This is a genomic window from Brevundimonas sp. GW821-FHT12C05 (genome assembly GCF_058807475.1).
Window position 1 is genome coordinate 1,563,104 of sequence record NZ_JBXAQS010000001.1, and the last position, 23,214, is coordinate 1,586,317.

The following is a 23,214-nucleotide window of genomic DNA, read 5'->3' on the forward strand; positions in this document are numbered from 1 at the left end:
AACGCCTGAAGGCTCGATAAGAAGAAAGGCCCCGGATCGCTCCGGGGCCTTTTGTTATTCGACCGTCGAACCCCGCGTCTCGCCCACGCGAGCCGCCAGCGCGGCCCCCATGAAGTCGTCGAGGTCCCCGTCCAGCACCCCCTGCGTGTCCGAGGTTTCGACGTTGGTCCGCAGGTCCTTCACCATCTGGTACGGCTGCAGCACGTACGAGCGGATCTGGTGGCCCCAGCCGATGTCGGTCTTGGCGTCGGCCAGCGCCTGGGCCGCGGCCTCGCGCTTCTGCAGCTCCAGCTCGTACAGGCGGGCGCGCAGCATCTTCCAGGCCTGTTCACGGTTCTGGTGCTGCGAGCGACCGGCCTGACAGGCGACGACCGTATTGGTCGGGATGTGGGTCAGGCGGACGGCGGAGTCGGTCTTGTTGATGTGCTGACCGCCCGCGCCCGAGGCGCGGTAGGTGTCGGTGCGCACGTCCGACGGATTGATGTCGATCTCGATGGCGTCGTCCACCACCGGCGACACCCCGATCGAGGCGAAGCTGGTGTGGCGCTTGGCGGCGGCGTCATAGGGGCTGATGCGGACCAGACGGTGCACGCCCGATTCCGACTTCAGCCAGCCGTAGGCGTTCGGCCCGGTGATCAGGATGGTGGCCGATTTGATGCCGGCCTGTTCGCCCGATTCCTCGGCCTCGATCTCGACTTCGTAGCCGTGGGCGCGGGCCCAGCGGCTGTACATGCGCAGCAGCATGCCGGCCCAGTCGTTGGACTCGGTGCCGCCGGCGCCGGAGTTCACTTCCAGATAGGCGTCGTTGCCGTCGGCCTCGCCGGACAGCAGGGCCTCCAGCTCGGCGCGGGCGGCGCGGTCCTTGATCGCCTTCAGATCGGCGCGCGCGCCGTCCAGGGCGGCCTCGTCGCCTTCCTCGTCGGCCATGTCGGCCAGCATGACCCCGTCCTCGAGGCCCTGCTCCATCTCGCGGACGGTGTTGATCTGGGCTTCCAGGCGCGAGCGATCACGGCTGACGGCCTGGGCCTGTTCGGGATTGTCCCACAGCGTCGGATCCTCGACGCGGGCGTTCAGCTCATCGAGCTTTCGAAGCGCGACATCCCAGTCAAAGACGCCTCCTGAGCAGAGCGATGCTCTGCTCGATGTCGGCCTTCATGGCCTCGACATCCGGTCTCATCGCAATCTCCTGCGATACAAAAGTGAGGCGCGGACATAGAGCGCGCCGGGGGAAAGGGGAAGAGAGGCAGTGGGGATTAGGCGGCGCAGGCCGCCTGCTGCCTCAGTACAGCCCATCCAGATCCTGCGCCGGTTCCTTCTTGGGCGGCGGCGGGGTGGTGGTCTGGGGTGTCGTGGGCGCCGGCAGGCCGGCGGCCTCCTCCTGCTCGCGGCGCAGCACCTCGTTGTAGTTCTGCGGACCGAGCGGGATTTCCTGAGCCGGAGCCTGTTCCTCCTCGCGGCGGCGCTCCGTGCCGGGACGGAAGGCTTCCTCGATGCCGTTGACGGTGCGGAAGATGGCGTTCTTGGGCCGTACGAAGGGCCGGGCCGGACGCTCGCGCAGGGCCACCTGCATGAAGTCGGTGAACACCGGCACCGGACCGGTCGCGCCTGTCTCGCCCGAGCCCAGCGGCCGGTTGTCGTCGAAGCCGATGAAGACGCCGACCACGATGTCCGACGAGAAGCCGACGAACCAGGCCGAGCGGTACTCATTGGTGGTGCCGGTCTTGCCGCCGACCCAGCGGCCCAGGCCGCGGGCGCCGGCGGCGGTGCCGCGCTGGACCACGCCTTCGAGCATGGAGCTCATCTGATAGGCCGTGATCGGGTCGATGACCTGTTCGCCCCGCGCCTCCAGCCGCGGCGATTCCTGCCCGCTGAACGCCCGTCCGCATTCACGGCAGCGGCGGTCGTCGGCGCGGAAGATGGTCTCGCCGTCCCGGTTCTGGACCAGCTCGATCAGGTAGGGATTGACCCGACGCCCGCCGTTGACGAAGGCGGCGTAGGCGGCGGTCAGGTTGTAGGGCGTGGTCTCCCCTGCCCCCAGCGACACCGACAGGTTGGGCTGAAGGTCGTCGGCCACGCCCATCTTCTCGGCCAGCGCGACGACGTTCGTCATGCCGATGTCCTGCGCCAGGCGCACGGTCATGACGTTGCGCGACAGCTCCAGCCCCCGGCGCAGCGACTGCGGGCCATAATACTGCCGGCTATAGTTCTCGGGGCTCCAGCGGGTGCCGTTGGGGCCGCCCGCGAAGCTGATCGGCGCGTCCAGCACGATCGAGACCGGGGTGTAGTCGCCCTCCAGCGCCGTCGCATAGACGAAGGGCTTGAAGGCCGAACCCGGCTGGCGCTTGGCCTGGGTCGCCCGGTTGAAGCTGGACAGGGCGTAGGAATAGCCGCCGACCATGGCCAGCACGCGGCCCGACTGCGGCTCGATGGCCACCAGGGCTCCGTTCACGCGGGGGACCTGCTTGAGGGCGTACTGCCCGCCTTGGCGTTCGACGAAGATCAGGTCACCGCGCTTCAGCGGGCGGTTGGCGTTGGCCCAGGCCGCGTCGCCGGTCAGCAGATAGCCGGTGCGATCGTCCTTGGCGCTGCGGATGCGCACGCTGTTGCCGGCCACGTTCTCGACGGCGGCGGCTTCCCATTCCCGACGCTCGGGCGGACGGGTGCCGGCCAGGGCCGTGCGCTGCCAGCCTTCGGCGAAATCGGTCGTGCCCCAGGCGCCGCGCCAGCCGTGGCGGCGGTCGTAGTTCTCCAACCCCTTCATCAGGGCGTCGCGCGCCGCCGACTGCAGCTTGGGATCCAGAGTGGTGCGCAGATAATAGCCGCCGCGGTTGACCTCCTCGGCGCCGAAGCGGCGGATGGCCTGACGGCGCGCCTCCTCGACGAAGAAGTCGGCGTCGGCGTACTGGGCCCGGCGCGGCGCGTCCTGGGCGACCAGCGGACGGGCGCGGGCGGCCGTCACCTGCTCCGGCGTCAGGAAGCCGTTGTCGCCCATCTCGCCCAGCACCCAGTCGCGGCGGCCCTTGGCCGCGCCGGGGTGGCGCTTGGGATGGTAGTTGTTCGGCCCCTTGGGCAGGGAGGCCAGGAAGGCCGCCTCGTCCGGCGTGAGCTGATCCAGCGACTTGCCGAAATAGTTGTAGGCGGCCGCGGCCACGCCGTACGAGCGATAGCCGAGGAAGATCTCGTTCAGGTACAGTTCGAGGATCTGCTGCTTGGACAGGGTCGCCTCGAGGCGGTTGGCCAGGATCGCCTCCTTCACCTTGCGGTTCAGGCTGGATTCGTTGGTCAGCAGGACGTTCTTGGCGACCTGCTGGGTGATGGTCGAACCACCCTCCAGACGCCGCCCGGTGGCCGCGTTGAAGACGTTCTTGAACATCGCCCGGCCCAAGCCCGACACATCGATGCCGCCGTGCTCAAAGAAGCGGCTGTCCTCGGCCGACAGGAAGGCCTGGATCACCGGCAGAGGGATCTGCTCATAAGGCACATAGATGCGCCGCTCGTCCGAGAACTCGCCGATCAGGGTGCCGTCGCCCGCATAGACCCGGGTCGCCGTGGCGGGACGGTAGTCCGCCAGTTCGGACGCGTCGGGCAGGTCGTGGAACAGCCAGGCGGCGTAGACCGTGACGATCAGGCCCGCGAGGGTGATGGCGCCCAGAAGGGCCACCCCCGCCAGGACGAACCAGCGTTCGGCGATCTTGACGCCCTTGATGTTCGGAAAGCGCGACTGCGGCATGAAACCGCTTTAGCCCGCGTCGGTCACGTTCGCCAGAGCACCCGTCGCCGCCGTGGTGCGACGCTCCAGTTCCTGTCGCGCGGCGGCCACGACATCGGCGTCCATATCGGACTGCCCGGCCATCCAGCGCAGATAGTCGGCGGGAGCGTCGGTCCAGCGGCTGCCGCGATGCTTGCCGAACGGAATCTTGTCCAGCCGACGGGGTTCTCGCGTCCACTGGATCATCTGTTCGACCGTCGCCTCCTTCAGCAGATCGATCAGCAGATGCGCCGTCACCCAGGCGTCCGGCCCCGCCCGGTGGGCCGGATTGGCCAGCGCCGGATCCAGCTTCAGCTGCCGCCAATAGCGCAGCACCTGGTTAGAATGGCCCGGCGCCTGGGGCCAGACCGCCTTGGCCGAGCGCACGGTGCAGATCCACGGCAGGCCGCCGTGGGCCGTGTCGGCGATGAAACCGCGCTCGAAATTGGCCGCATGGGCCACCATGACGTCCGCCGGTTCGGCAAACATCGCGCGCAGGGCGTACTCGTCGCAGTGCGGGTCGTCCGGGCCGAAGTCGTCGGGGGTGATGTGATGCACCGCCATGGCGTGCACCGAGATCTCGCCGCGCGGCCGGAACAGCCGGGTCACAGGCGGCAGGGCCTTCCAGCCGTCCCCGTCCGGCACGACGTCGACGACGCCGACCTCGATGATTTCGGCGGTCCGGTCTCCGCCGGAGGTTTCCAGATCCACGACACGCAAGCGCATGGGATCTAGATAGGGGATTGGCGAACGGCGCGCGAGTTGGAGCGCATTGATCGCGCCCGCTTGACGCCTACCCGGATCGGGCGGAGTTAGGCGGACTGTCGCGGGATCGATCAAACACGTTTCGGGGACCCATGGCCTGGTTCAGCGTAGTGAAGCTGGTCGATTATCAGCCGCATAGCCGCATAGAACGGCATGCCCACAAACACGCCAGCCTCAGCCTGATCGTCGGCGGCCGGTATCATGAACACATTCAGGGTCGCGGCTCCAACCACGAAGCGGGCCACATGCTCTTCTGCCCCGCGCACGAGGAACACGCCCAGGCCTTCGCCGACGCAGGCGCCCGTCAGGCCCAGATCACGCCGACCGCGGATTGCCTGGACTTCCTGGGCGAGGCGTTCGACCTCTCCGCGGCCTCGTTCCGGGCCGGCGAGCATTTCTCGACCCTGGGTCGGCGAATGGCGGCCGAACTGCGCCGCGACGACCGCTTCAGCGCGCTGGCTCTCGAAGCCCTGGCCCTTGAGGCCGTCACGATTTTCGCGCGATCCACCGTCGCGCAGGATCGGGCGCCCCGCTGGCTGGCGGCTGTGCACGACTACGTTCGAACCCATTCGCGCCAGGCCTTCACCGTCGACGACGTGGCTCGCGCCGTCGGGTGCAGACCGGAGGACATCGAGCCGGCGGTCAGGACCCACTACCGCCTGTCGCTCGCCGACCTGGCGCGTCGCTGCCGGCTCGAGGACGCCGCGCGGATGCTGGCGGCGGACGAAGCCGGAATCAGCGCCATCGCCCTGGACTGCGGCTTCTGCGACCAGGCGCACCTGACGCGGATGTTCAAGGCCGCCTACGGTCTGACGCCCGGCGCTTTCAGGCGCACGAAAGCGCTTCCGTCCCTGCGTTCAATTCGTCCCTAGGCGTTCAATACGACCTGGGGGCGGGCCCGCTAGATCGGGGACGTTTGTTCATCCCAGAGGCCTCCCATGCCCTTCCGTCTGTCCCTGCTTTGCGGTTCAGCAGCCCTCCTCCTGCTCGGTGCAGCGGCCCCGGCGCCGGTCGATCGGGAACCGTGGATGGCCGACTACCGGGCGCTCAAGACCGAGCTGGAGGCGCACTACGCCAACCTCTCGTGGTTCGCCTCGCCCCAGGGCGGCCGAGACCTGCCCGCGCTGGACCGTCGGACGATCGCGGCCCTGCAGCAGGCGGAAACCGACGCGCAAGCCCGCGCGGCGCTGCTGGCGTTTCAGGCCGCCTTCCAGGACGCCCATTTCGTGGGGCGCGCCCTGGAACCGGCCTCGGGAGAGAGCCCGGAGCCCGAGCGGCCGGACCTGAAGGCGAGCGACAAGGCCAGCGACGCCTGCCTGGCCCTGGGGTACGGCGGCGCCCAGCCCCAGTACTCCCTGCCCATCGAGACGCTTTCCGGCTTCACGCCGGAGACGGATGGAGAAAGCCGCCCGTTCCGTTCCGGGATCATGACCGTGGGCGCGCGTCGGATCGGCGTCGTCCGGATTCCGAGCTTCTCGATGACCAGCTTCCCGTCCCTGTGCCGCCAGAGCTGGACGGCCGAAGGCGTGGACGACGGCGGAGACGTCAACCAGAACGCCCTGGAACGGGCCGTGGCCGAGGCCTGGTACCGTGAACTCGCCGTGCTGCTGCGGGGGTTCAAGGATCGACGCGTGGACGCCGTTCTCGTCGATATCGGCGGCAACGGCGGCGGCGACGACTCCGGCGACATGGCGACGCGCCTGTTCACCGACCGGGTCATCCGGTCGTCGCCCCTGCTCATCAAGAAGGGGCCGGCGGCCGAAAGCTATCTGGCGGAGCAGCTGGAACAGGTCGATTACGGCCTGAGCCTGAATCCCGACGCCGCAGGGGCGCAGCTTCTGTCGCAGGTCCGCGCGCAGCTGGGGGGTGTGAACACGGCCCCTTCCACAGGCTGTGACCTGTCATGGGTCTGGCGCGAGCAGCACGATTGGGCTCCCCGCGGAGCCTGCAGCGATCTGGTTCAGATCGGAACCGCGGGCGGTCCCGTGGACAGTCTCGATCCGACCCTCATTCCTCAACCGCGCATCGCGCGACGGTTGTCGTGGTCGATCGAGGTGCAGGACAGCTGGGGCGCCTGGTCCGGTCCTCTCTATGTCCTTATGGACGGCAAGACGGGCTCTTCGGCCGAGATGTTCGCCGCGACCCTCCAGAACAACGGCGCCGCCCGTCTGGTCGGGGTCGAAACCGTCGGCGCCGGATGCGGCGCGATGGGGCCTGACGGAAAGATCACGCTGCCCGCCACCCACCTGACGTTCAGCTTCCCCACCTGCGTTCGCCTGAGAGCGGACGGCGGCGATGAAGCCGCCGGCGTTCGGCCCGACATCGCCGTCAGGCCGACGGAGGGGGAAAGCCGACGGGCGCGCGCCACGCGTCTGCTCGACGTGATCGCACGGGAGGTCGGCTAGGGTCAGCGCCCATGGAAGCGCGTTACGGCTGGCCTGACTCGCTGGTCGAGGCGACCTGCAGCGCGCCGGTCGGGGCGGCGAAATAGGCGTCGATGCCCGCCGCCACGGCGCGCATCAGGCGGCGGCGCGCCCGGACGTCGGTCAGCAGCCGCTCATCCTCGGGATTGGTGATGTAGCCCATCTCCAGCAGGACGGCGGGCACGTCGGGGGCCAGCAGCACGGCCAGGCCGGCGTCGCGGTGGCTGCGGCGCAGCAGAGGACGGTCCGCGTTCTCGATCTCGGTCAGCAGGGTGCGGGCCAGGACGGCCGAGCGGTTCTGGGTGGCGCGCTGGGTCATGTCCAGCAGGATGCGGTCCACCGAGGCGTCGCGGCCCGGCAGGTTCAGGCTGCGGTGCCAGTTCTCGTCGCGGGTGATCTCGCGCACGGCCCGGCCCGCGCCCTGTTCCGACAGGGTGTAGACGCTGGCCCCGCGCGTGGCCGGATCGGCCAGGGCGTCGGCGTGCAGGGAGATGAAGAGGTCCGCCCCCGCCTGACGGGCGATGGCCACCCGGCGGGTCAGGCCCACATAGACATCGGTGTCGCGGGTCATGCGCACCCGATAGCGGCCCGAGCGCTCCAGCTCCTGCTTCAGAGCCAGGGCGGCGGCCAGGGTGACGTCAGCTTCCTCGGCATGCGCGCCGCGCGCGCCGGGATCGCGGCCGCCGTGCCCGGCGTCGATGAAGATCAGGGGGCGCTCGGCCGGACGCGGCGCGGCGGGAGCGGAGCGGCGCGGCGCGGTCGGGGCCCGACCGGTGGCCTTCAGGTCGATGACGTAGCGATAGTGCTGCACCCCGTCGCCCGGCGGCAGCAGGAAGCGGCGTTCGATCTCGGCGCTGACCGCCAGGTCCAGCTCGACGCGCGAGGAGGCGCCCGAGCCCGCCACGCGATAGCCGCGCACCAAACCCACGCCGGTCCCGGACAGGCCGCGCTGCGGCGCCACGCCCGACAGGGCCACGATCACCCGCCCGTCGGCGCCCGGCCGGATCACCTCGCCGCGTGAGGTGCGGTCCAGATCCACGACGACGCGGGTGCGTTCGGCGTCGCCGCCGAAGCGGACGCGCATCACTTCACCCACCGCGCCCGAGGCCAGGCCGCGCCCGGCGACCAGCACGGCGGCGCAGAAGACGACGAAGGCGAGCGCCGTCATCGTCCACTCGCGAACGCCCCACTGCGACAGCCTGATACGCGCGAAAGCGCCCATTGCGACGAACAACCCACCATTATGGTTGCCGTGATCATGCACGAACGTCGTCGCCAACGGGTTAAGGCGAAGTCCGCTTTTAATTCACATTTCCAGTGACTATGCTCTGTGCGCTGGCGAAATGATCGCGTCCCCCCGTTTGACGGAACCGGGATGCGCCCTCCTCACAGCGCTGCTTTCACTGAATCCGAGGGTCGCCCGGCCACAAGGCGCCGACGACCCGACGAACCGGATCCGCATCGCCGCCTTATAAACAGGCGCGGAAGGGTCCAGGACCGAACCGACCCATGGGCGCATACGCCAGCCTCAACCTCCGGTCAGCATCGACCGACTTCGCCCGCGGCGTTCGCCGTGGCGACGAGGCTGCGCCTGCCTGCGCCCCCCTCCCCCTACCCATTCGGCGAGCCGCCGCGTCCCTCAGCCACGCGCTGACCGGACCGGCCCGAGCGCGCCAGAGAGAGACTACTGATGTCAAAGACCATGTTGATCGACGCGGCGCACGCGGAAGAAACGCGCGTCGCGATCGTCGAGGGCCGCCAAGTCGAGGAATTCGACTTTGAATCCCGCTCGAAGCGTCAGCTTCGGGGCAATATCTATCTCGCCAAGGTCACCCGCGTAGAGCCCAGCCTGCAGGCGGCGTTCGTCGAGTACGGCGGCAACCGCCACGGCTTCCTGGCCTTCAACGAGATCCACCCCGACTACTACCAGATCCCGGTCGCCGACCGTGAAGCCATCATGGCCGAGGCCCACTCGGACGATGACGACCACGACGACCTGGGCCGCGACAGCGACGACGGCGACCACGAGGGCGGTCTGGCCGACGAGGAGCGCCTGAAGCGTCGCCTGATGCGCCGCTACAAGATCCAGGACGTCATCAAGCGCCGTCAGATCCTGCTGGTGCAGGTCGTCAAGGACGAGCGCGGCGGCAAGGGCGCGGCCCTGACCACCTGGCTGTCGCTGGCCGGCCGCTACTGCGTGCTCATGCCCAACACCGGCAAGGGCGGCGGCATCAGCCGCAAGATCACCCAGGCGTCGGACCGCAAGCGCCTGAAGGCCGCCGCGGCCGCCCTGCACGTGCCGCAGGGCATGGGCTTGATCATCCGCACCGCCGGCGCCAAGCGCACCAAGGCCGAGATCAAGCGCGATTATGAGTACCTACTGCGCCTCTGGGAGACGATCCGCGAGACAACGCTGGCCTCCAACGCCCCGGCCCTGATCTACGAGGAAGAAAACCTCGTCCGCCGCGCCGTGCGCGACATGTTCGACAAGGACTTCGACGGCATCCAGGTCGAGGGCGTGCAGGGCTTCAAGGAAGCCCGTGACTTCATGCGGGTGCTGATGCCCTCGCAGGCCAAGAAGGTGCACCTGTACCAGGGCTCGCGTCCGCTGTTCGCCTCGAACGGCATCGAGGAGATGCTGACCCAGATCCACCAGCCGACCGTGCCGCTGAAGTCGGGCGGCTATCTGGTGATCAACCAGACCGAGGCGCTGGTCGCCATCGACGTCAACTCAGGTCGCGCCACCAAGGAGCGCAACGTCGAGGCCACCGCCTTCAAGACGAACATGGAGGCCGCCGCCGAGGCCGCCCGCCAGCTGCGCCTGCGTGACCTCGCCGGCCTGATCGTCATCGACTTCATCGATATGGAGGAGTCCAAGAACAACCGCGCCGTCGAGAAGGTTCTGAAGGACGCGCTGGCCAAGGACCGCGCCCGTATCCAGATGGGCCGCATCTCGGGCTTCGGCCTGATGGAGATCAGTCGCCAGCGCCGCCGCCTGGGCGTGATCGAAGGCGCCACTGAAGTCTGCCCGCACTGCCAGGGCGCCGGCCGCATCCGCTCGGCCGAGAGCGCCGCGCTGGTCACCCTGCGCGCCGTCGACATCGAGGCCGGCAAGAACGGTGCGGGCGCGGTGAACCTGCGCGTCTGCACCGCGGTCGCCCTCTACATCCTGAATCACAAGCGAGACTATCTGCAGAGCCTGCTGATCCAGCGCGGCCTGAACGTGGTCATCCTGATCGACGACACCCTCGGCCAGGGCGAAAGCACGATCGAGCGGACCGAGACCAACGAGGACTTCTCGCCGCCGGAAGGCGCCGAGCCGTTCATCGACCTGGACGACGACTTCGACGACAGCGCCTATGCCGATGAGGACGAGGACGACGACGAGATCATCGAGGACGATGACGACGCCGAGGACCTGGACCGCGAGGACAGCGACGACGACGAGCCGCGCGAGCGCGCCGAGCGTCATGACGGCGAGCGCGGTCGTGGCCGTGGCCGCCGTCGCCGCGGCGGTCGCCGTGACGAGACCGACGCCCCCGCCGCCGCTGACGCCGAAGACGGCGCGCCGGTCGCCCTGGCCGATGATGAGGACGATGGCGAAGGCGGACGCCGCCGCCGCCGTGGCCGCCGCGGCGGTCGCCGGATGCGCGAGGAAGGCGGCGCCGCCGCCGAGCGCGACTCATTCTTCTGGGTCCGCGGCCGCACCCCGTCGCTGGACGACCCCTATGTCTGGTTCGACCCGATCAACCCCGAACGCGCGCCGCGCAGCGAGGATTCGGGCGCTGAAACCGAGGCCTCCGACGTCGACGAAGTGGTCGGTGAGCGTCCCGAGGGCGAAATCGGCGGCGAACGCGGCGGACGTTCGCGTCGTCGCCGCGGTCGCGGTCGCGGCCGGGATCGTGGTTCCGAGGCCGGCCTGACCCACGAGGTGAAGGTCGAAACCCGCGCCACCAATGAAGGCATGCCCGCCGACGGCTCGCCCGACACCCCGTCGGCCGTGATCATCCCGGACGCCGAGATCGAGGCCGAGGCCGCGCCGGTCGCCATCCCAGAAGAGCCCAAGCGCCGCCGCGTGCGCCGCAAAGTGTCCGCCTCGGCCACCGAGCATTCGGACGTCGCGCCGGTCTCGACCGTCGAGCCGAACGAGGCCGAGCCGGAAGGCGAGCCCGCCGTTCTGGACGTCGAGCCGGACGCGCCGGTCGCCACGCCCGAGCCGGTCGCCGCGCCGGAGCCGGTTCCGGCCCCGGTCGTCGAACGCGTCGAACCGCCCAAGCCCGAGGTCGATGTGGCCGCTCTGATCGCGGAAGATCCCGCCCAGATCGCCGCGCCGCCCGAAAAGCCCAAGCGTGGATGGTGGCGCCGCTGAAAGGCCGCGATTAGATTGTGAGCATCACAACGGACGGGGGCGTCCGGGTCTTGAGGAGTTCGCCATGTCCTGGCTGTCCCGAAACGCCGCCCGCCTGATCGGCGCTGCGACCGCCGTCGGCTTCATGCTGACGGCGGCCTCGCCCGCCGCGGCCCAGAGCGCCATCCGCGACACCGAGATCGAGGCGATCATCCACGACTGGTCCGCCCCCGTGTTCACGGCCATGGGGCTGGAGCCGGACGAGGTCGAGATCCTGCTGATCAACGAGAACGACCTGAACGCCTTCGCCACGCGCGGACGGATCATCGGCGTCAACACCGGCCTGATCCTGCGCACCCGCAACGCCAATGAGTTGCTGGGCGTGATCGCGCACGAAGCCGGGCACGTGAAGAACCGCCACACCCTGCGTGACGGCGCCCAGAACGCGGGCATGCAGCCCATGCTGATGACCATGGCCCTCGGCGCCCTGGCCATCGCCGCCGGCGCGCCGGATGCAGGCGCGGTCCTGCTGGGCAACAGCCAGTATTTCGGCACCCTCAGCGCCCTGCGCTACATGACCCACCAGGAAGGCGAGGCCGACAACACCGGCGCCCGCGCGCTGGAACGGGCCGGCGAGTCGGGTCGAGGCCTGCTGACCTTCTTTGAGAATTTCCGGTCGCAGGAAGTCTTCTCCGACGCCCGCCGCTATCCCTATTTCCGCAGCCACCCCCTGTCGTCCGACCGGATCGAGAACCTGCGCCGACTGGTCGCCGAACAGCCTCACTACGGGCATCAGGACAGTCCTGAGCGCGTGGCCCAGCACGCCCTGATCCTGGCCAAGATCCACGCCTTCATGGATGCGCCCAACACGACCCTGCGCGCCTATCCCGAAACCGACGAAAGTCTGCCGGGCCGCTACGCCCGCGCCATCGCCTGGTACCGCGACGGCCAGACCGAGAAAGCTTTGACCGCGGTCGACGTCCTGCTGACCGAACAGCCCCAGAACCCCTATTTCTGGGAACTGAAGGGCCAGATCCTGTTCGAGGAAGGCCGCCCGGCCGAGGCCATCGGCGCCCACCAGCGCTCCGTCGATCTGAAGCCCGACGCCCCCCTGCTCCGCATCAACCTGGCTCACGCCATGCTGGAGACGCGGGACCCGGCCCAGATCGACCTCGCCGTCGACCAGCTGAAGCGCGCCACCGCGCTGGAGAACGACAACTCCATGGGTTGGCGCCTGCTGTCCCAGGCCTATGCCAGCCAGGGCAAGGAGGGCGAGGCCCGCCTGGCCTCGGCCGAGATGTATTTCGCCCTCGGCGCCAAGACGCAGGCGACCCAGTTCGCCCTGCGCGCGCGGGACATGCTGACGCCGGGCAGCAACGAATGGACCCGGGCGATGGACATCGTCTTCGCCTCGGGCGCCACCCAGGACGACGTCGATGACGTCGACCGCCGCAACAGCCGCAATCGCCCGGTCGTCGTTCCCGCCGCCGGCTGATCCTTTTCTGACGGAAGACCGCATGACCGATACGCCCGAGCCCCTGGCCGAAACCCCCGCGCCGCGCCCATTCCTGGGCGGCCTGTCCGCCGGAAAAGCGGCCCTGGCGGTCTCGGTCGTGGCCCTGGCGCTGACGGCCTTCCCCTATTTCGGCGGCGGCGCCTCCGACGCCCGCATCCGCGGCTATCTGCTGAAGCATCCCGAGATGCTGCAGGAGATGAGCGCCGCCCTGCAGACCAAATCCGACACCCAGCTGGCCGACAGCATCACGCGCCGCGCCGCCGCCAGCCCGTCCCTGCTGACCGTCGACGCCCGTGATCCCGCGTTCGGTCCGGTCGACGCCAAGGTGACGGTGATCGAGTTCTTCGACTTCCGCTGCCCGGGCTGCAAACAGACCGCGCCGGAGGTCCTGCGCATGATGCAGGCCCATCCGGACGTGCGCTTCGTGTTCAAGGACTGGCCGATCCTGGACCGCGGCGATCCGGCCGGCCCGTCGCACTACGCCGCCCGCGCCGCCCAGGCCGCCCATGACCAGGGCAAATACCTGCCGGTGTTCCGCGCCCTGATGTCCGAAGGCGACCTGACCTCCGAGGCGGTGGACGCCATCATGGTCGCCAACGGCGTCACCCTTGAGGCCGCCCACGCCGCCATCGCCAGCCCCGAGATGACCCGGCACCTGACCGACACCCACACGGCCGCCTCGGCCCTGGGTCTTGAGGGCACGCCGACCTTCATCATCAACGGGCGCGCGGTGTCCAGCATCCAGCCGGCCGCCCTGGAAGCGGCGATCCGGGACGCCAAGAACCGCTAGACCTCAGGCCAGCTTCAGGTCCATGGCGCCGCCGATCCATTCGACCTGCGCGCGGCGGAGGGCCTCGGCGGCGGCCGCCGTGTCGCCCAGCGCGGCCTCGGCCCGCGACAACACGAAATAGCTGTAGGGGTCGTTCGGCCAGTCCTCGAGCAGCTCCAGCACCTTGGCCTTGGCTCCCGCGGCGTCGCCGTCGGCCAGCAGGGCGGCGGCCAGGCTGCGGCGGGTCGGATACCAGATGGCGGGCGGATCGCCGCCTTCATTGTCCTGGCCCTGGATCTGGGCGGCGCGGGTGAAGGCCGCCACGGCGGCGTCGGCATTGCCCTCAAGCATGGCGGCCCGGCCTTCCAGCACCCGCTGGGACAGTTCGGTGAAATCGTTGCGCCGCTTGGCCATCGGGCCGGCCTGGAAGCCCTCGGCCTCGCGGATCGCCTTGATCGCCTCGGCCTCGGCGCGAACGGCCGCGGCGTCACCGGCGCGCGCCGCCGCCTCGCCTCGGGCGTAGCGCCAGCTGACGCGCAGCATCGGGTGGTCGGCGCCCGGCTCCTTGAGCGCCGCCACCTGCTCCGCCGTCCCGAAGCGGCCGTAGATGGCGTAGGCGTTGTTGGCCACGATCTGACGCCAGACATTGGTCGCCTCGATGTCCGGATAGGTGGCCAGGAACCAGTCGGCCAGAAGCAGCCCCTGCTCGCCCCCGCCCGCCATCAGGGCGCCGCCCATGCCGAAGTGGATGTTGTGCCCGTGCAGCGGCATGCCCGGCACGCCGCCCGGCGGTCGCGCCAGCCCGTCATAGCGCCGGTCCAGCGCCACGGCGTTGACGTTCGACATCATGGCGTCGCGGTAGCGACCCACCCGGTAGAAGGTGTGCGACGGCATGTGCACCAGATGGCTGGCGCCCGGCGCCAGGGCGGCCAAGCGCTCGCCGTAAGGAATGGCCTTGTGCGGATCGTCCGACCACTCGGTCAGATGGATATAGAGGTGGATGGCGCCGGGATCGTCGGGCGCGAAGGCCAGCGTCTGCTCCAGGATGCCCAGGGCGCGGGTGATGGCCGGATCGGCGGCCTTGCCGTCGTCGTCCCACCAGCGGTCGGCCTTCAGCATCCAGGCGTCGGCGGTGATGGCCGCGACGGTGACGTCCTGCGGATTGCGCCGGGCGATGCGGTCCATCGCCTGGGCGAAGCGGCGCTCGCGGGTGGCCTTGGCGCCCGAGTAACGCTGCACCAGGGCGTCGATCATCTGGCGCTGCATGGGGGTGGCGCGGCGGGCCATGCGGCGGGCGTCGCGCGCGGCCTTCAGCGCCGCCGCCTGGCTCTCGTCGTCATTGCCGCCGCCGTTCAGGTTGGGGCCCAGCGCCCAGGCCTCGCCCCAGGCGCACATGGCGCAGGCGGGATCCAGCAGCCGCGCCTTCCTGAAGGCCCGCGCCGATTCCTTGTGTTCGAACGCCCAGCGCAGGCGGACGCCATGATTGAACCAGGCCTGGGCCTCGGGGTTGGCCGTCTCGATGGTGAAACCGCCGGTCCCGAAGCCGTCGACCATGACCATGTCGGCCACCGGCGTGCCGGACAGGGCCGAGGTCGCCGGTCCGCAGACCTGCGGCCGTTCGATGGCGTCGCGCGCCGCCCTGTCCGCGGTCGCGTCGGCCACCGCCGCCGGGCCGAACATCATCGCGCCCAGCGTCGCGCCGGCCAGCAGAATGCGCTTCATGGTCGTCTCCCCGTTCCACGCATCCTGACGGGTCGAACAGGCTTCGCCAAGCCGGGCGGGAGAGCCGGCTAGCCGCAGTCGACGCTCTTGATGATCCCCGTCTCCTGATCGAACCGGATGTTCAGCCGGTCGGGGCGGAGATCGCGCGTGGTCGGACATGTGGTGCAGACGATCCGCACATTGGCGCCCGCCGCGAAGTCCACCGCGCCGACGTGGCTGCCGATCAGCGAGCGCGCATTGGCGGCGTCGCAGCGCTGCGGGGCGCCGGGTCCGGTGGGCGGCGTGACCGGAGCGCAGGCTCCGGCCAGCAGGGTGACGGCTGCGGCCGCCGCGATCAGCCGCATTTGACCTCGCGGATCACGCCGCTGGCCTGATCGAACGTGATGTTCAGGCGGCTCGGGTTGTAGTCCATGGTCATCGGACAGGTGGTGCAGGTCACGCGCCAGGTCTCGCCCGCCGGAGCCGCCGGCAGCTGCGACCGGTTGGTGCCCACCAGGCGCTGGTACTGGTCGGCCTTGCAGGCGCGCGGACCGTCCATCGGCGGGGTCGCGGGGTCGCTCCCGCTGGTCGGCGCGCAGGCGGACAGCAGTCCGGCGGCGGCCAGGCTCAGCATCAGGATTCTCATCGGCGTCTCTCCCTTGGAAATTCGGTTCAGCCGCAACGGACCTGTTCGACGATCTGGGTCCGCTCGTTGAAGAAGATGTTCAGGCGGTAAGGCGAGAAGTCCTCGGTCACCGGACAGGTGGTGCAGGTCACGCGCCGGTTCACCACGTCCACCGGGACGGGAATGTCCGTCTTCGGCTTGCCGACAAGATACTGCAGATCGCCGGCACGGCACAGGTCGGCGGTGGGGTTCTGCGGATTGCGGCTGCCGACCGGCTGGTTCAGCTGCGCCGCCTCGACCGCGCGCGCCGCCGGAACGTCGCCGGGGGGCGTCGAGCCACAGGCCGCCAGCACGGTGAAGGCGATCAGGCCGCCTTTTCCCAGCGCCCCTCTGGCGACTGTTTCCAATAGGCCAGGTTGGCCCCGGCGTCCTTCAACGCCTTCCATCGCCCCCGCGCGCCGGTCAGCGACGCCTCGTCGCGTCCGTCGAAGATGATGAAGCATCGTTCCAGGCCCTTCGTATCGCCAAGCTCTGCGCCGTCCAGGATGAACAGCGCCTGAGCGGCGTTGGGGTTCTCCAGCGATTCGGTCAGGATCACCGGCTGCCGGTCCGCGTTCGGCTCGGACGCTCGGCCGTGGGCCAGGAAGCTGTCGTCCCGATAGGTCCACAGGTGATCGTCCATGTCGTCCAGCAAGCCGGGGCTGGATGCGCGCACGACGGCCTTCCAGCCCCGCTCGCGCGTCTTCTCCAGCAGCCCGGGCAGCACCTGCCCCAGGCTCGACCGCTCGAGGTGGTAGAACCAGATTTCGGGACCCGTGGTCATGTCGGCCAGAATGACGAAACCCCGCCCGCTTATCCAGTGACAGCGGACGGGGTCATCGAGTTTGAAGAGAATTCAGCGCCCAGCGCCCCCTCCCCGTCGCCAGGGAAGGGTCACGGCGAGGATCAGGACTCGTAGGAGTCCTTCACCATCCGGTCGAGCGTGCGCACGCCCCAGCCCACGGCGCCGTCCGGCACGGTCGGGTTGCGGCTGTCCTTGACCCAGGCGGTCGGGGCGATGTCGATGTGCGCCCAGGGCGTGCCGTTGGTGAAGCGCTGCAGGAACAGGGCGGCGGTGATCGAGCCGCCGGCGCGGCCATTGCCGGTGTTCTTCACATCGGCGATCGGAGTGTCGATGTGACGCTCGTAGAAGGCCGGGATCGGCATCCGCCAGGCGTTCTCGCCGACCTTGGGACCGGCCGCCAGGAAGTTGTCGGCCAGCTCATCCGAATTGGAGAAGACGCCCGCGTACTCCAGGCCCAGGGCCACGATCATCGCGCCCGTCAGGGTGGCCAGGTCCAGCATGAATTTCGGCTTGAAGCGCTCCTGGGTGTACCAGAGGCAGTCCGCCAGAACGAGGCGGCCCTCGGCGTCGGTGTTCAGCACCTCGACCGTCTGACCCGACAGCGACACGACCACGTCGCCCGGACGCTGGGCGTTGCCGTCAGGCATGTTCTCGACCAGGCCGATGACGCCGACGGCGTTGACCTTGGCCTTGCGGCCGGCCAGCGCGTGCATGAGGCCGACCACGGCGGCCGAGCCGCCCATGTCCCACTTCATGTCTTCCATGCCGTCGGCCGGCTTGAGCGAAATGCCGCCGGTGTCGAAGCAGACGCCCTTGCCGACGAAGGCGATCGGCTGTTCGCTCTTCTTGCCGCCGTTCCACTTCATGATGACGACCTGGCTGTCACGCACGCTGCCCTGGCCCACGGCCAGCAGGGTGCGGAAGCCCAGCTTCTCGAGTTCCTTCTCGCCGAGGATCTCGACCTCGAGGCCCAGCTTCTCCAGCGCCTTGACGCGCTTGGCGTATTCTTCCGGGTACAGGACGTTGGCCGGCTCGGCGACGAGATCGCGCGAGAACTCGACCGCGTCGGCCACGGCCGAATAGGTCTCGTAGGCGGCTTTTGCGGCCTTCTTGTCGGCGGTGACGATCTTGATGGTCTCGATCGACGGCGTCTTCTCGGGCTTCAGCGTGGTGCGGTATTTCAGGAACCGATAGCTGGCCAGACGGGCGGCGAAGGCGGCGCGGGCGGCCTGATCGGCCGACAGGTGGCTGACGTCGATGGTGATCGAGGCCGCGCCCGACAGCTTCACCGCGTGGTAGGCGGCGCCGGCGGCGGCTTCCAGCGCGAGGTCATCGAACTTGGCGGCATCGCCCGCGCCCGTCAGGACGATGGTCCCGGCGCTCACGCCCGCGGGGGCGGCGACGATCAGGGTGCTGTTCGATCCGCCGGTGAAGCGGCTGGCCTTCATGGCCTTCGTCAGGGCGCCGGATGTGGCGTTATCCACAGCTTGGCCATTGCCCGCGAACGCGCGCCCGTCATGGACGAGAACGGCCAAAACCTCGGCGGAGTCGGCCGAGGCGACGAATTCGATCTTCATTTACTGCTCCCGCCGGGATGTACGCCCCGGTCTTGTGCGAGTGGGATTGTTCGCGCGGTTTCACCGGCGCAAACGGGTGTGTATTAGATGCTCTCCCTCGCCGCCGGCTGCAACGGGCGATTTCCGTTCCCTTATGACGTTGATCCAAGGCTACCTTTTCCGGCAGATCGGCCGCCCCGTGTTGGCTGCGTGCGCCGCGCTGGCCGGAATCGGCATTCTTAGCCAGAGCCTCGACCAGCTGGAGTTCATCGTCGAACGCGGCCAGAGCGTCTGGGTGATGGTCAAGCTGACCTTGCTGGCGCTGCCCCAGCTGCTGGCCGTCATCATTCCCATCGGCCTGTTCGTCGGCGCCCTGACGGCCCTTACCCGCCTGCAACGCGAACAGGAGCTGACCGCCGTCTTCGCGTCGGGCGTGACGCGCTGGCAGGCGATCCGACCGGCGGTGCGGCTGGCGGTCATCGCCGCCCTGCTGACCTTGTTCATCACCACGGTGGCCCAGCCCTGGGCGCAACGGCAGGCGCGCAACGAGACCTTCGCCGTCCGCACCGACCTGGCCGCCCTGCTGGTCGAGGAAGGCCGCTTCGTCCAGGGGCCCAAGGGCCTGACCGTCTATGTGCAGCAGATCGAGCAGAACGGATTGCTCAAGAACCTGTTCGTCTATGTCCAGGACGGCGACAAGACCACGACCTGGGACGCGGCCGAGGCCCGCTTCAGCCGCATCGACGGCCAGCCCTACCTGACCCTGCTGAACGGGTCGTGGCAGCGCTTCTCGTCGCGGGGGGTGCTGGAATATCTGTCGTTCGGCCGTCAGGACCTGCCGCTGGCGCAATACATCGATGTGAACGAGACCGTCCGGTACAAGGCCTCCGACCTCTATCTGCCGCAACTCTTCAATCCGTCTCCACGTGATCTCGAACGGGTCGGCTCCGCGGGACAGCTGGCCGCCGAAGGGCATTCCCGCCTGTCCGCCCCGCTGTATGCGCTGGCCGCCATGGCCATGGCGTTGGCCGCGCTGATGGGCGGTTCGTTCAGCCGCACCGGCTACGGCCTGCGCATCGCCAAGGCCGCCGCGGCCTTCCTGATCGTCCGCATCATCGGCTACGGCATCGTCGCCGCCAGCGCCTGGAACGGCTGGCTCAACATTCTGCAGTATCTTCTGCCCATCCTCGCCACCGCCATCGCCCTTCGCGTCCTGTTCCGCGCGCTCAAGCCGCGCCGTCGGCGCCGCTGGCCGATGCTGGACCGGCTGAAGGCGAGGTTCGCATGACCAGTCGCACCTCCCTGCGCGCGCCCTGGCTGCGCCTCGGCCGCATCGAACGCTACATCCTGGTCCAGCAGGCCCGCGCCCTGGCCATCGCACTGGGGGTCATCGCGGCCCTGATCATGCTGATCGATTTCGTCGAGATCTCGCGCGGCGTCGGGTCCGATGTGGATCTGTCAGGCCTGCGCATCCTCGGACTGATGCTGCTGAAGTCGCCGCAGGTGATCATCCAGCTGCTGCCCTTCGTCTTCCTGTTCGGCACCCTGGCGGCCTTCGTCGGCCTGAACCGGCGCAGCGAGCTGATCGCCATGCGGGCGGCCGGGGTGTCCGCCTGGCGCTTCGTCCTGCCCGCGGCGGGCGCGGCCTTCCTGTTCGGCGTCCTGACGGTGACGGCGCTCGGCCCCGCGGCCTCGGCCGCCGACGGCCTGTTCCAGCGCGAACGCGGCCGCCTGTCCGGATCCGTCGCCGGATCGAGCGCGCCCGAAGCCGTCTGGATTCGCGAAGGCGACGACAGCCGCCAGATGGTCATCCGCGCCGACCGGCAGGACCGCGCGGGCGGCCGCCTGCTGGGCGTGACCTTCTTCATCTACACCAACGACGGCGAGGGCCTGCGCAGCTTCTCCGAACGAATCGACGCCGCCTCCGCCTCGCTCAGCGCCGGACGCTGGCGCCTGATCGATGCGGTCGGGGCGCAGATCGGCCAGCGCGCCGTGCGCTACGCCACCCTCGACCTGCCTTCCAGCCTGGCCGACGAAGAGGCGTTCGAGCGCTTCGCCCGCCCGCAGTCGACGCCCTTCTGGTCCCTTCCCGCCCAGATCGCCCGGGTCAAGAACGCGGGCTTCTCGGCGACCGCCTATGACCTGCGCCTGCAACAGCTTCTGGCGACGCCGCTGATGTTCGCGGCCATGTCGATTCTCGCCGCCGCCTTCTCGCTGAGGCTGATGCGGCTGGGCGATCTGGCTCGGATGAGCGCCGCCGCCGTCGTGCTGGGCTTCGGCTTCTTCTTCATCAACCAGGCCGCTTCGGCGTTCGGTTCGGCCGAGGTCATCCCGCCGTGGCTGGCCGCCTGGCTGCCGCCTTTGCTCACGGCGCTCGCCGCCTTCACCTTGCTGTTCTATACCGAGGACGGCTAAGCGATCCGTCGCCCCCCTGCCCGGCCTTTTCTGAAGTGAGCTTGCATGCAGCGTGACCGCCGCTGGCCCCGTACCGCAGTCCTGCGCCGCCGGCTCCTCGCCGGGGCGGGCGCGGTAGCGCTGGCCGCCTCGGGCGGCGCGGCCTTCGCCCAGCAGGCCCCCGCCCCGCAGCCGGTCCAGCAACCCGGCCCCGACGGCCTGGTTCCTGACGCCATCTACCTCGAGGCCGATTCGACCACGCGGACCGGCGACGTCATCACCGCCACCGGCGGCGAACAGCGGGTCCTGGCCCGGTTCCGTAACACCACCGTGCGGGCGGGCGAGCTCAGCTACGATCTGAAGCTCGGCGTCGCCGGCGCACGCGACCGCGTCGAGTTCACCGACCCCGCCGGCAACGTGGTCTACGCCAGCCAGCTGCAGATGGATTCGGACCTGCGCGCCGGCGTCGCCGTCGATTTCGCCAGCCGCTTCCGCAACGGAGCCAGCCTGATGGCGGCCACGGCGGTGCGGCGCAGCCAGAACGTCAACGAGCTCAACTACGCCATCTTCACCCCCTGCCCGATCTGCGACGCCGAGGGGAACACCAAACAGCCCAGCATTTCGATCCAGGCCGAAAAGGTCGTCCAGGACGAAGGCCTGCGCGCCATCCTGTATCGCAATGCCGTGTTCCGGATCGGCGGAGTGCCGGTCTTCTACCTGCCCGTCTTTTCGCACCCCGACCCCACGGTCGATCGCGCCTCTGGCTTCCTGGTCCCGATTCCCAGCTATGACGAAGGCCGGGGCGTCAGCGTCGAGGTTCCCTATCTGCAGGTCATCTCGCCGTCCGAAGACTGGCTGATCAGCCCCCAGTTCAACACCGACGTCGCGCCGTTCGTGAACCTGCAATGGCGCCGCCGCTTCGCGGACGGCATGCTCGTGCTGCGCGGCGGCTATACCTACGAGCGCAATTTCGGCAACTTCGACCTCGACGGCGACGGGATCGTCGAGAACGATGTCCGCTTCGGCGACCTGACCAGCCGCAGCTATTTCTTGGGCTACGGCGCATTCGACCCGGCGGGCCCCTGGCGTTGGGGCTTCACGGCCGAGCGCACCTCGGACAAGACCCTGTTCGACCGCTACGACGTCCGCTCGCCCTATCAGGACAATGGTCTCTACTACGGCGACGAGCGCCGTCTGATCTCGCAGATCTACGCCGAGCATCAGACCGAGCGGTCCTATCTGTCGATCGCCGCCTTCTCGATCCAGAGCCTGCGGGTGAAGGAATTCAGCCCGATCACGCCGGCGCTCAACGTGTTCGAGAGCGACGGCGACCTTCCCTATGTGGCGCCGCTGATCGAGGCCCGGTGGGAGCCCAACGGGCCGGTGCTGGGCGGGCGTCTGCGTCTGCGCGGTTCGGCCGTGTCCCTGTCGCGTGACGACTATATCGGCAGCCCGGTCCTGCGCCCCGGCGTCATCCCGGCCGGCCCGACCACCGGGTATCCCGGCGTGGACAGTCGCCGGATCTCCGGTCAGGCCGAATGGCGCCGGACCCTGATTTCGCCGATGGGCCTGCGTTGGGAGCCCTTCATCGATGTGCGCGCCGATGTCTATTCGGTCAGCGACCTGCCGCCGGCGCTGGGGATCGAGAGCGACACCATCAGCCGCACCCGCGCCACCGTGGGGCTGGATGTCTCCTATCCGCTGATCCGCCGCATCAGTCCGGGCGCCGACCTGATCCTCGAGCCGATGGCCCAGCTGTCGATGTCGACCGATCCCGACCTCGATGTCCGCATCCCCAACGAGGACAGCGGGACGGTGGAGCTGGATGAAAGCTCGCTGTTCCGGATCGACCGCTTCCCCGGCTACGACCTGGTGGAAGGCGGCCTGCGCCTGACCACGGGCGCCAAGGCCACCTTGCGCTGGGGCGACAGCCGTCAGGCCAGCCTGTTCGTCGGACGCAGCTTCCGGGACGGCGAGCAGACCGGCTTCCTGGTTCCGGTGCCGGACGCCCCGACCCGACTCTATGATCCCACCGGCCTGTCGGCCGATACCTCGGACTGGGTCGTGCAGGGCAGCTTCTCGCCCTCGGACCGCATTCGCGGCTGGGGCCACGCCACCGTCGATTCCTCGGGCGACATCCGCCGCGCCGAACTGGCCGTCGACGGGCGCTGGGGACTGCGCAACCAGGGAACGCTGAGCTACGTCGTCGACCGCTCCAACCCGCTCGCCGGACCCGAGAACCGGAACTACGAATTCGTTCAGGTCGCGGGACAGCAGTTCATCTACGGCAACTGGGGCATAGCCGCCGCGGGCGTGGCCGATCTTGAGCGCGACATCATCACCCGCTCCGAAGTCGGCCTGCTGTTCGACGACGATTGCTTCCGTTTTGAGATCGGATGGCGCCGGGACAACACGAGTGTTCGCCCCAGCGGGCCGTCCGAGGGCATCTATATCCGCCTAAACCTCGCCACTTTCGGCGGTACAGGTTATGGACAGGGCGACGGGCGCTGACCGACGCGCGACTC

18 protein-coding genes are annotated in these 23,214 nt (G+C 69.2%); 8 read left to right on the forward strand and 10 right to left on the reverse strand.

Translation table 11 applies throughout. The features are described 5' to 3' along the window. Positions 1-54: 54 nt before the first annotated feature. The 3 genes from prfB to AC1RRF_RS07500 all read right to left on the reverse strand — a co-directional run bounded on the left by prfB (position 55) and on the right by AC1RRF_RS07500 (position 4,474). A protein-coding gene (gene prfB, locus AC1RRF_RS07490; RefSeq protein WP_492833801.1) for a peptide chain release factor 2 occupies positions 55-1,177 on the reverse strand; the annotation gives its coding sequence in 2 pieces (ribosomal slippage) (positions 55-1,107 and positions 1,109-1,177; 1,122 coding nt in all). A 102-nt stretch (positions 1,178-1,279) separates the two neighbouring features. Next, positions 1,280-3,730 (reverse strand): penicillin-binding protein 1A, encoded by a 2,451-nt coding sequence (locus AC1RRF_RS07495; RefSeq protein ID WP_492833802.1) that lies wholly within the window; start codon positions 3,728-3,730, stop codon positions 1,280-1,282. Between the two features lie 9 nt (positions 3,731-3,739). After that, positions 3,740-4,474: an exonuclease domain-containing protein gene (locus AC1RRF_RS07500; protein ID WP_492833803.1), complete on the reverse strand. Its 735-nt coding sequence runs from the start codon at positions 4,472-4,474 to the stop codon at positions 3,740-3,742. 131 nt (positions 4,475-4,605) lie between these two features. Here AC1RRF_RS07500 and AC1RRF_RS07505 point away from each other — a divergent pair, with 131 nt between their 5' ends. Continuing rightward, on the forward strand, positions 4,606-5,385 hold the full coding sequence (locus AC1RRF_RS07505) for a helix-turn-helix domain-containing protein (protein WP_492833804.1): 780 nt from the start codon (positions 4,606-4,608) through the stop codon (positions 5,383-5,385). A 156-nt stretch (positions 5,386-5,541) separates the two neighbouring features. Then, positions 5,542-6,918, forward strand: a complete 1,377-nt coding sequence (locus AC1RRF_RS07510; RefSeq protein WP_492833805.1) for a S41 family peptidase — start codon at positions 5,542-5,544, stop codon at positions 6,916-6,918. A 22-nt stretch (positions 6,919-6,940) separates the two neighbouring features. Here AC1RRF_RS07510 and AC1RRF_RS07515 read toward each other — a convergent pair whose 3' ends face one another. After that, positions 6,941-8,104, reverse strand: a complete 1,164-nt coding sequence (locus AC1RRF_RS07515; RefSeq protein WP_492833806.1) for an N-acetylmuramoyl-L-alanine amidase family protein — start codon at positions 8,102-8,104, stop codon at positions 6,941-6,943. A 522-nt stretch (positions 8,105-8,626) separates the two neighbouring features. Here AC1RRF_RS07515 and AC1RRF_RS07520 point away from each other — a divergent pair. The 3 genes from AC1RRF_RS07520 (at position 8,627) to AC1RRF_RS07530 (ending at position 13,590) form a co-directional block, all read left to right on the forward strand. Beyond that, entirely contained in the window at positions 8,627-11,305 is a 2,679-nt protein-coding gene (locus AC1RRF_RS07520; RefSeq protein ID WP_492833807.1) for an Rne/Rng family ribonuclease, read from the forward strand. Positions 11,306-11,369: 64 nt separating this feature from the next. Continuing rightward, a complete protein-coding gene (locus AC1RRF_RS07525) occupies positions 11,370-12,779 on the forward strand; it encodes a M48 family metalloprotease (protein ID WP_492833808.1) in 1,410 nt (469 codons plus the stop codon). 22 nt (positions 12,780-12,801) lie between these two features. After that, positions 12,802-13,590, forward strand: coding sequence for a DsbA family protein (locus AC1RRF_RS07530; protein WP_492833809.1), 789 nt, complete (start codon positions 12,802-12,804; stop codon positions 13,588-13,590). A 3-nt stretch (positions 13,591-13,593) separates the two neighbouring features. On the opposite strand, the gene AC1RRF_RS07535 is transcribed toward AC1RRF_RS07530, so the two are convergent. The 6 genes from AC1RRF_RS07535 to AC1RRF_RS07560 all read right to left on the reverse strand — a co-directional run bounded on the left by AC1RRF_RS07535 (position 13,594) and on the right by AC1RRF_RS07560 (position 18,316). Continuing rightward, complete coding sequence (locus AC1RRF_RS07535) at positions 13,594-15,291, reverse strand: hypothetical protein (protein WP_492833810.1); 1,698 nt, start codon at positions 15,289-15,291, stop codon at positions 13,594-13,596. 68 nt (positions 15,292-15,359) lie between these two features. Then, the gene (locus AC1RRF_RS07540) at positions 15,360-15,635 is read right to left on the reverse strand and encodes a peptidase inhibitor I78 (protein ID WP_492833811.1); all 276 of its coding nucleotides are present in this window, start codon (positions 15,633-15,635) and stop codon (positions 15,360-15,362) included. Continuing rightward, the gene (locus AC1RRF_RS07545; RefSeq protein WP_492833812.1) at positions 15,626-15,916 is read right to left on the reverse strand and encodes an I78 family peptidase inhibitor; all 291 of its coding nucleotides are present in this window, start codon (positions 15,914-15,916) and stop codon (positions 15,626-15,628) included. The genes AC1RRF_RS07540 and AC1RRF_RS07545 overlap by 10 nt, the downstream gene beginning before the upstream one ends. A gap of 26 nt (positions 15,917-15,942) precedes the next feature. Then, positions 15,943-16,302: a hypothetical protein gene (locus tag AC1RRF_RS07550; protein WP_492833813.1), complete on the reverse strand. Its 360-nt coding sequence runs from the start codon at positions 16,300-16,302 to the stop codon at positions 15,943-15,945. After that, on the reverse strand, positions 16,260-16,718 hold the full coding sequence (locus AC1RRF_RS07555; RefSeq protein ID WP_492833814.1) for a DNA polymerase III subunit chi: 459 nt from the start codon (positions 16,716-16,718) through the stop codon (positions 16,260-16,262). The genes AC1RRF_RS07550 and AC1RRF_RS07555 overlap by 43 nt, the downstream gene beginning before the upstream one ends. Before the next feature lie 122 nt (positions 16,719-16,840). After that, a complete protein-coding gene (locus AC1RRF_RS07560; protein ID WP_492833815.1) occupies positions 16,841-18,316 on the reverse strand; it encodes a leucyl aminopeptidase in 1,476 nt (491 codons plus the stop codon). Between the two features lie 133 nt (positions 18,317-18,449). On the opposite strand from AC1RRF_RS07560, the gene AC1RRF_RS07565 reads away from it, so the two are divergent. From AC1RRF_RS07565 to AC1RRF_RS07575, 3 genes are read left to right on the forward strand one after another with little or no spacing between them, the layout of a single operon-like run. Further along, positions 18,450-19,583, forward strand: coding sequence for an LptF/LptG family permease (locus tag AC1RRF_RS07565; protein WP_492833816.1), 1,134 nt, complete (start codon positions 18,450-18,452; stop codon positions 19,581-19,583). Next, entirely contained in the window at positions 19,580-20,710 is a 1,131-nt protein-coding gene (gene lptG / locus AC1RRF_RS07570; RefSeq protein ID WP_492833817.1) for an LPS export ABC transporter permease LptG, read from the forward strand. The genes AC1RRF_RS07565 and lptG overlap by 4 nt, the downstream gene beginning before the upstream one ends. A 45-nt stretch (positions 20,711-20,755) precedes the next feature. Further along, the gene (locus AC1RRF_RS07575; RefSeq protein ID WP_492833818.1) at positions 20,756-23,200 is read left to right on the forward strand and encodes an LPS-assembly protein LptD; all 2,445 of its coding nucleotides are present in this window, start codon (positions 20,756-20,758) and stop codon (positions 23,198-23,200) included. Positions 23,201-23,214: the final 14 nt, after the last annotated feature.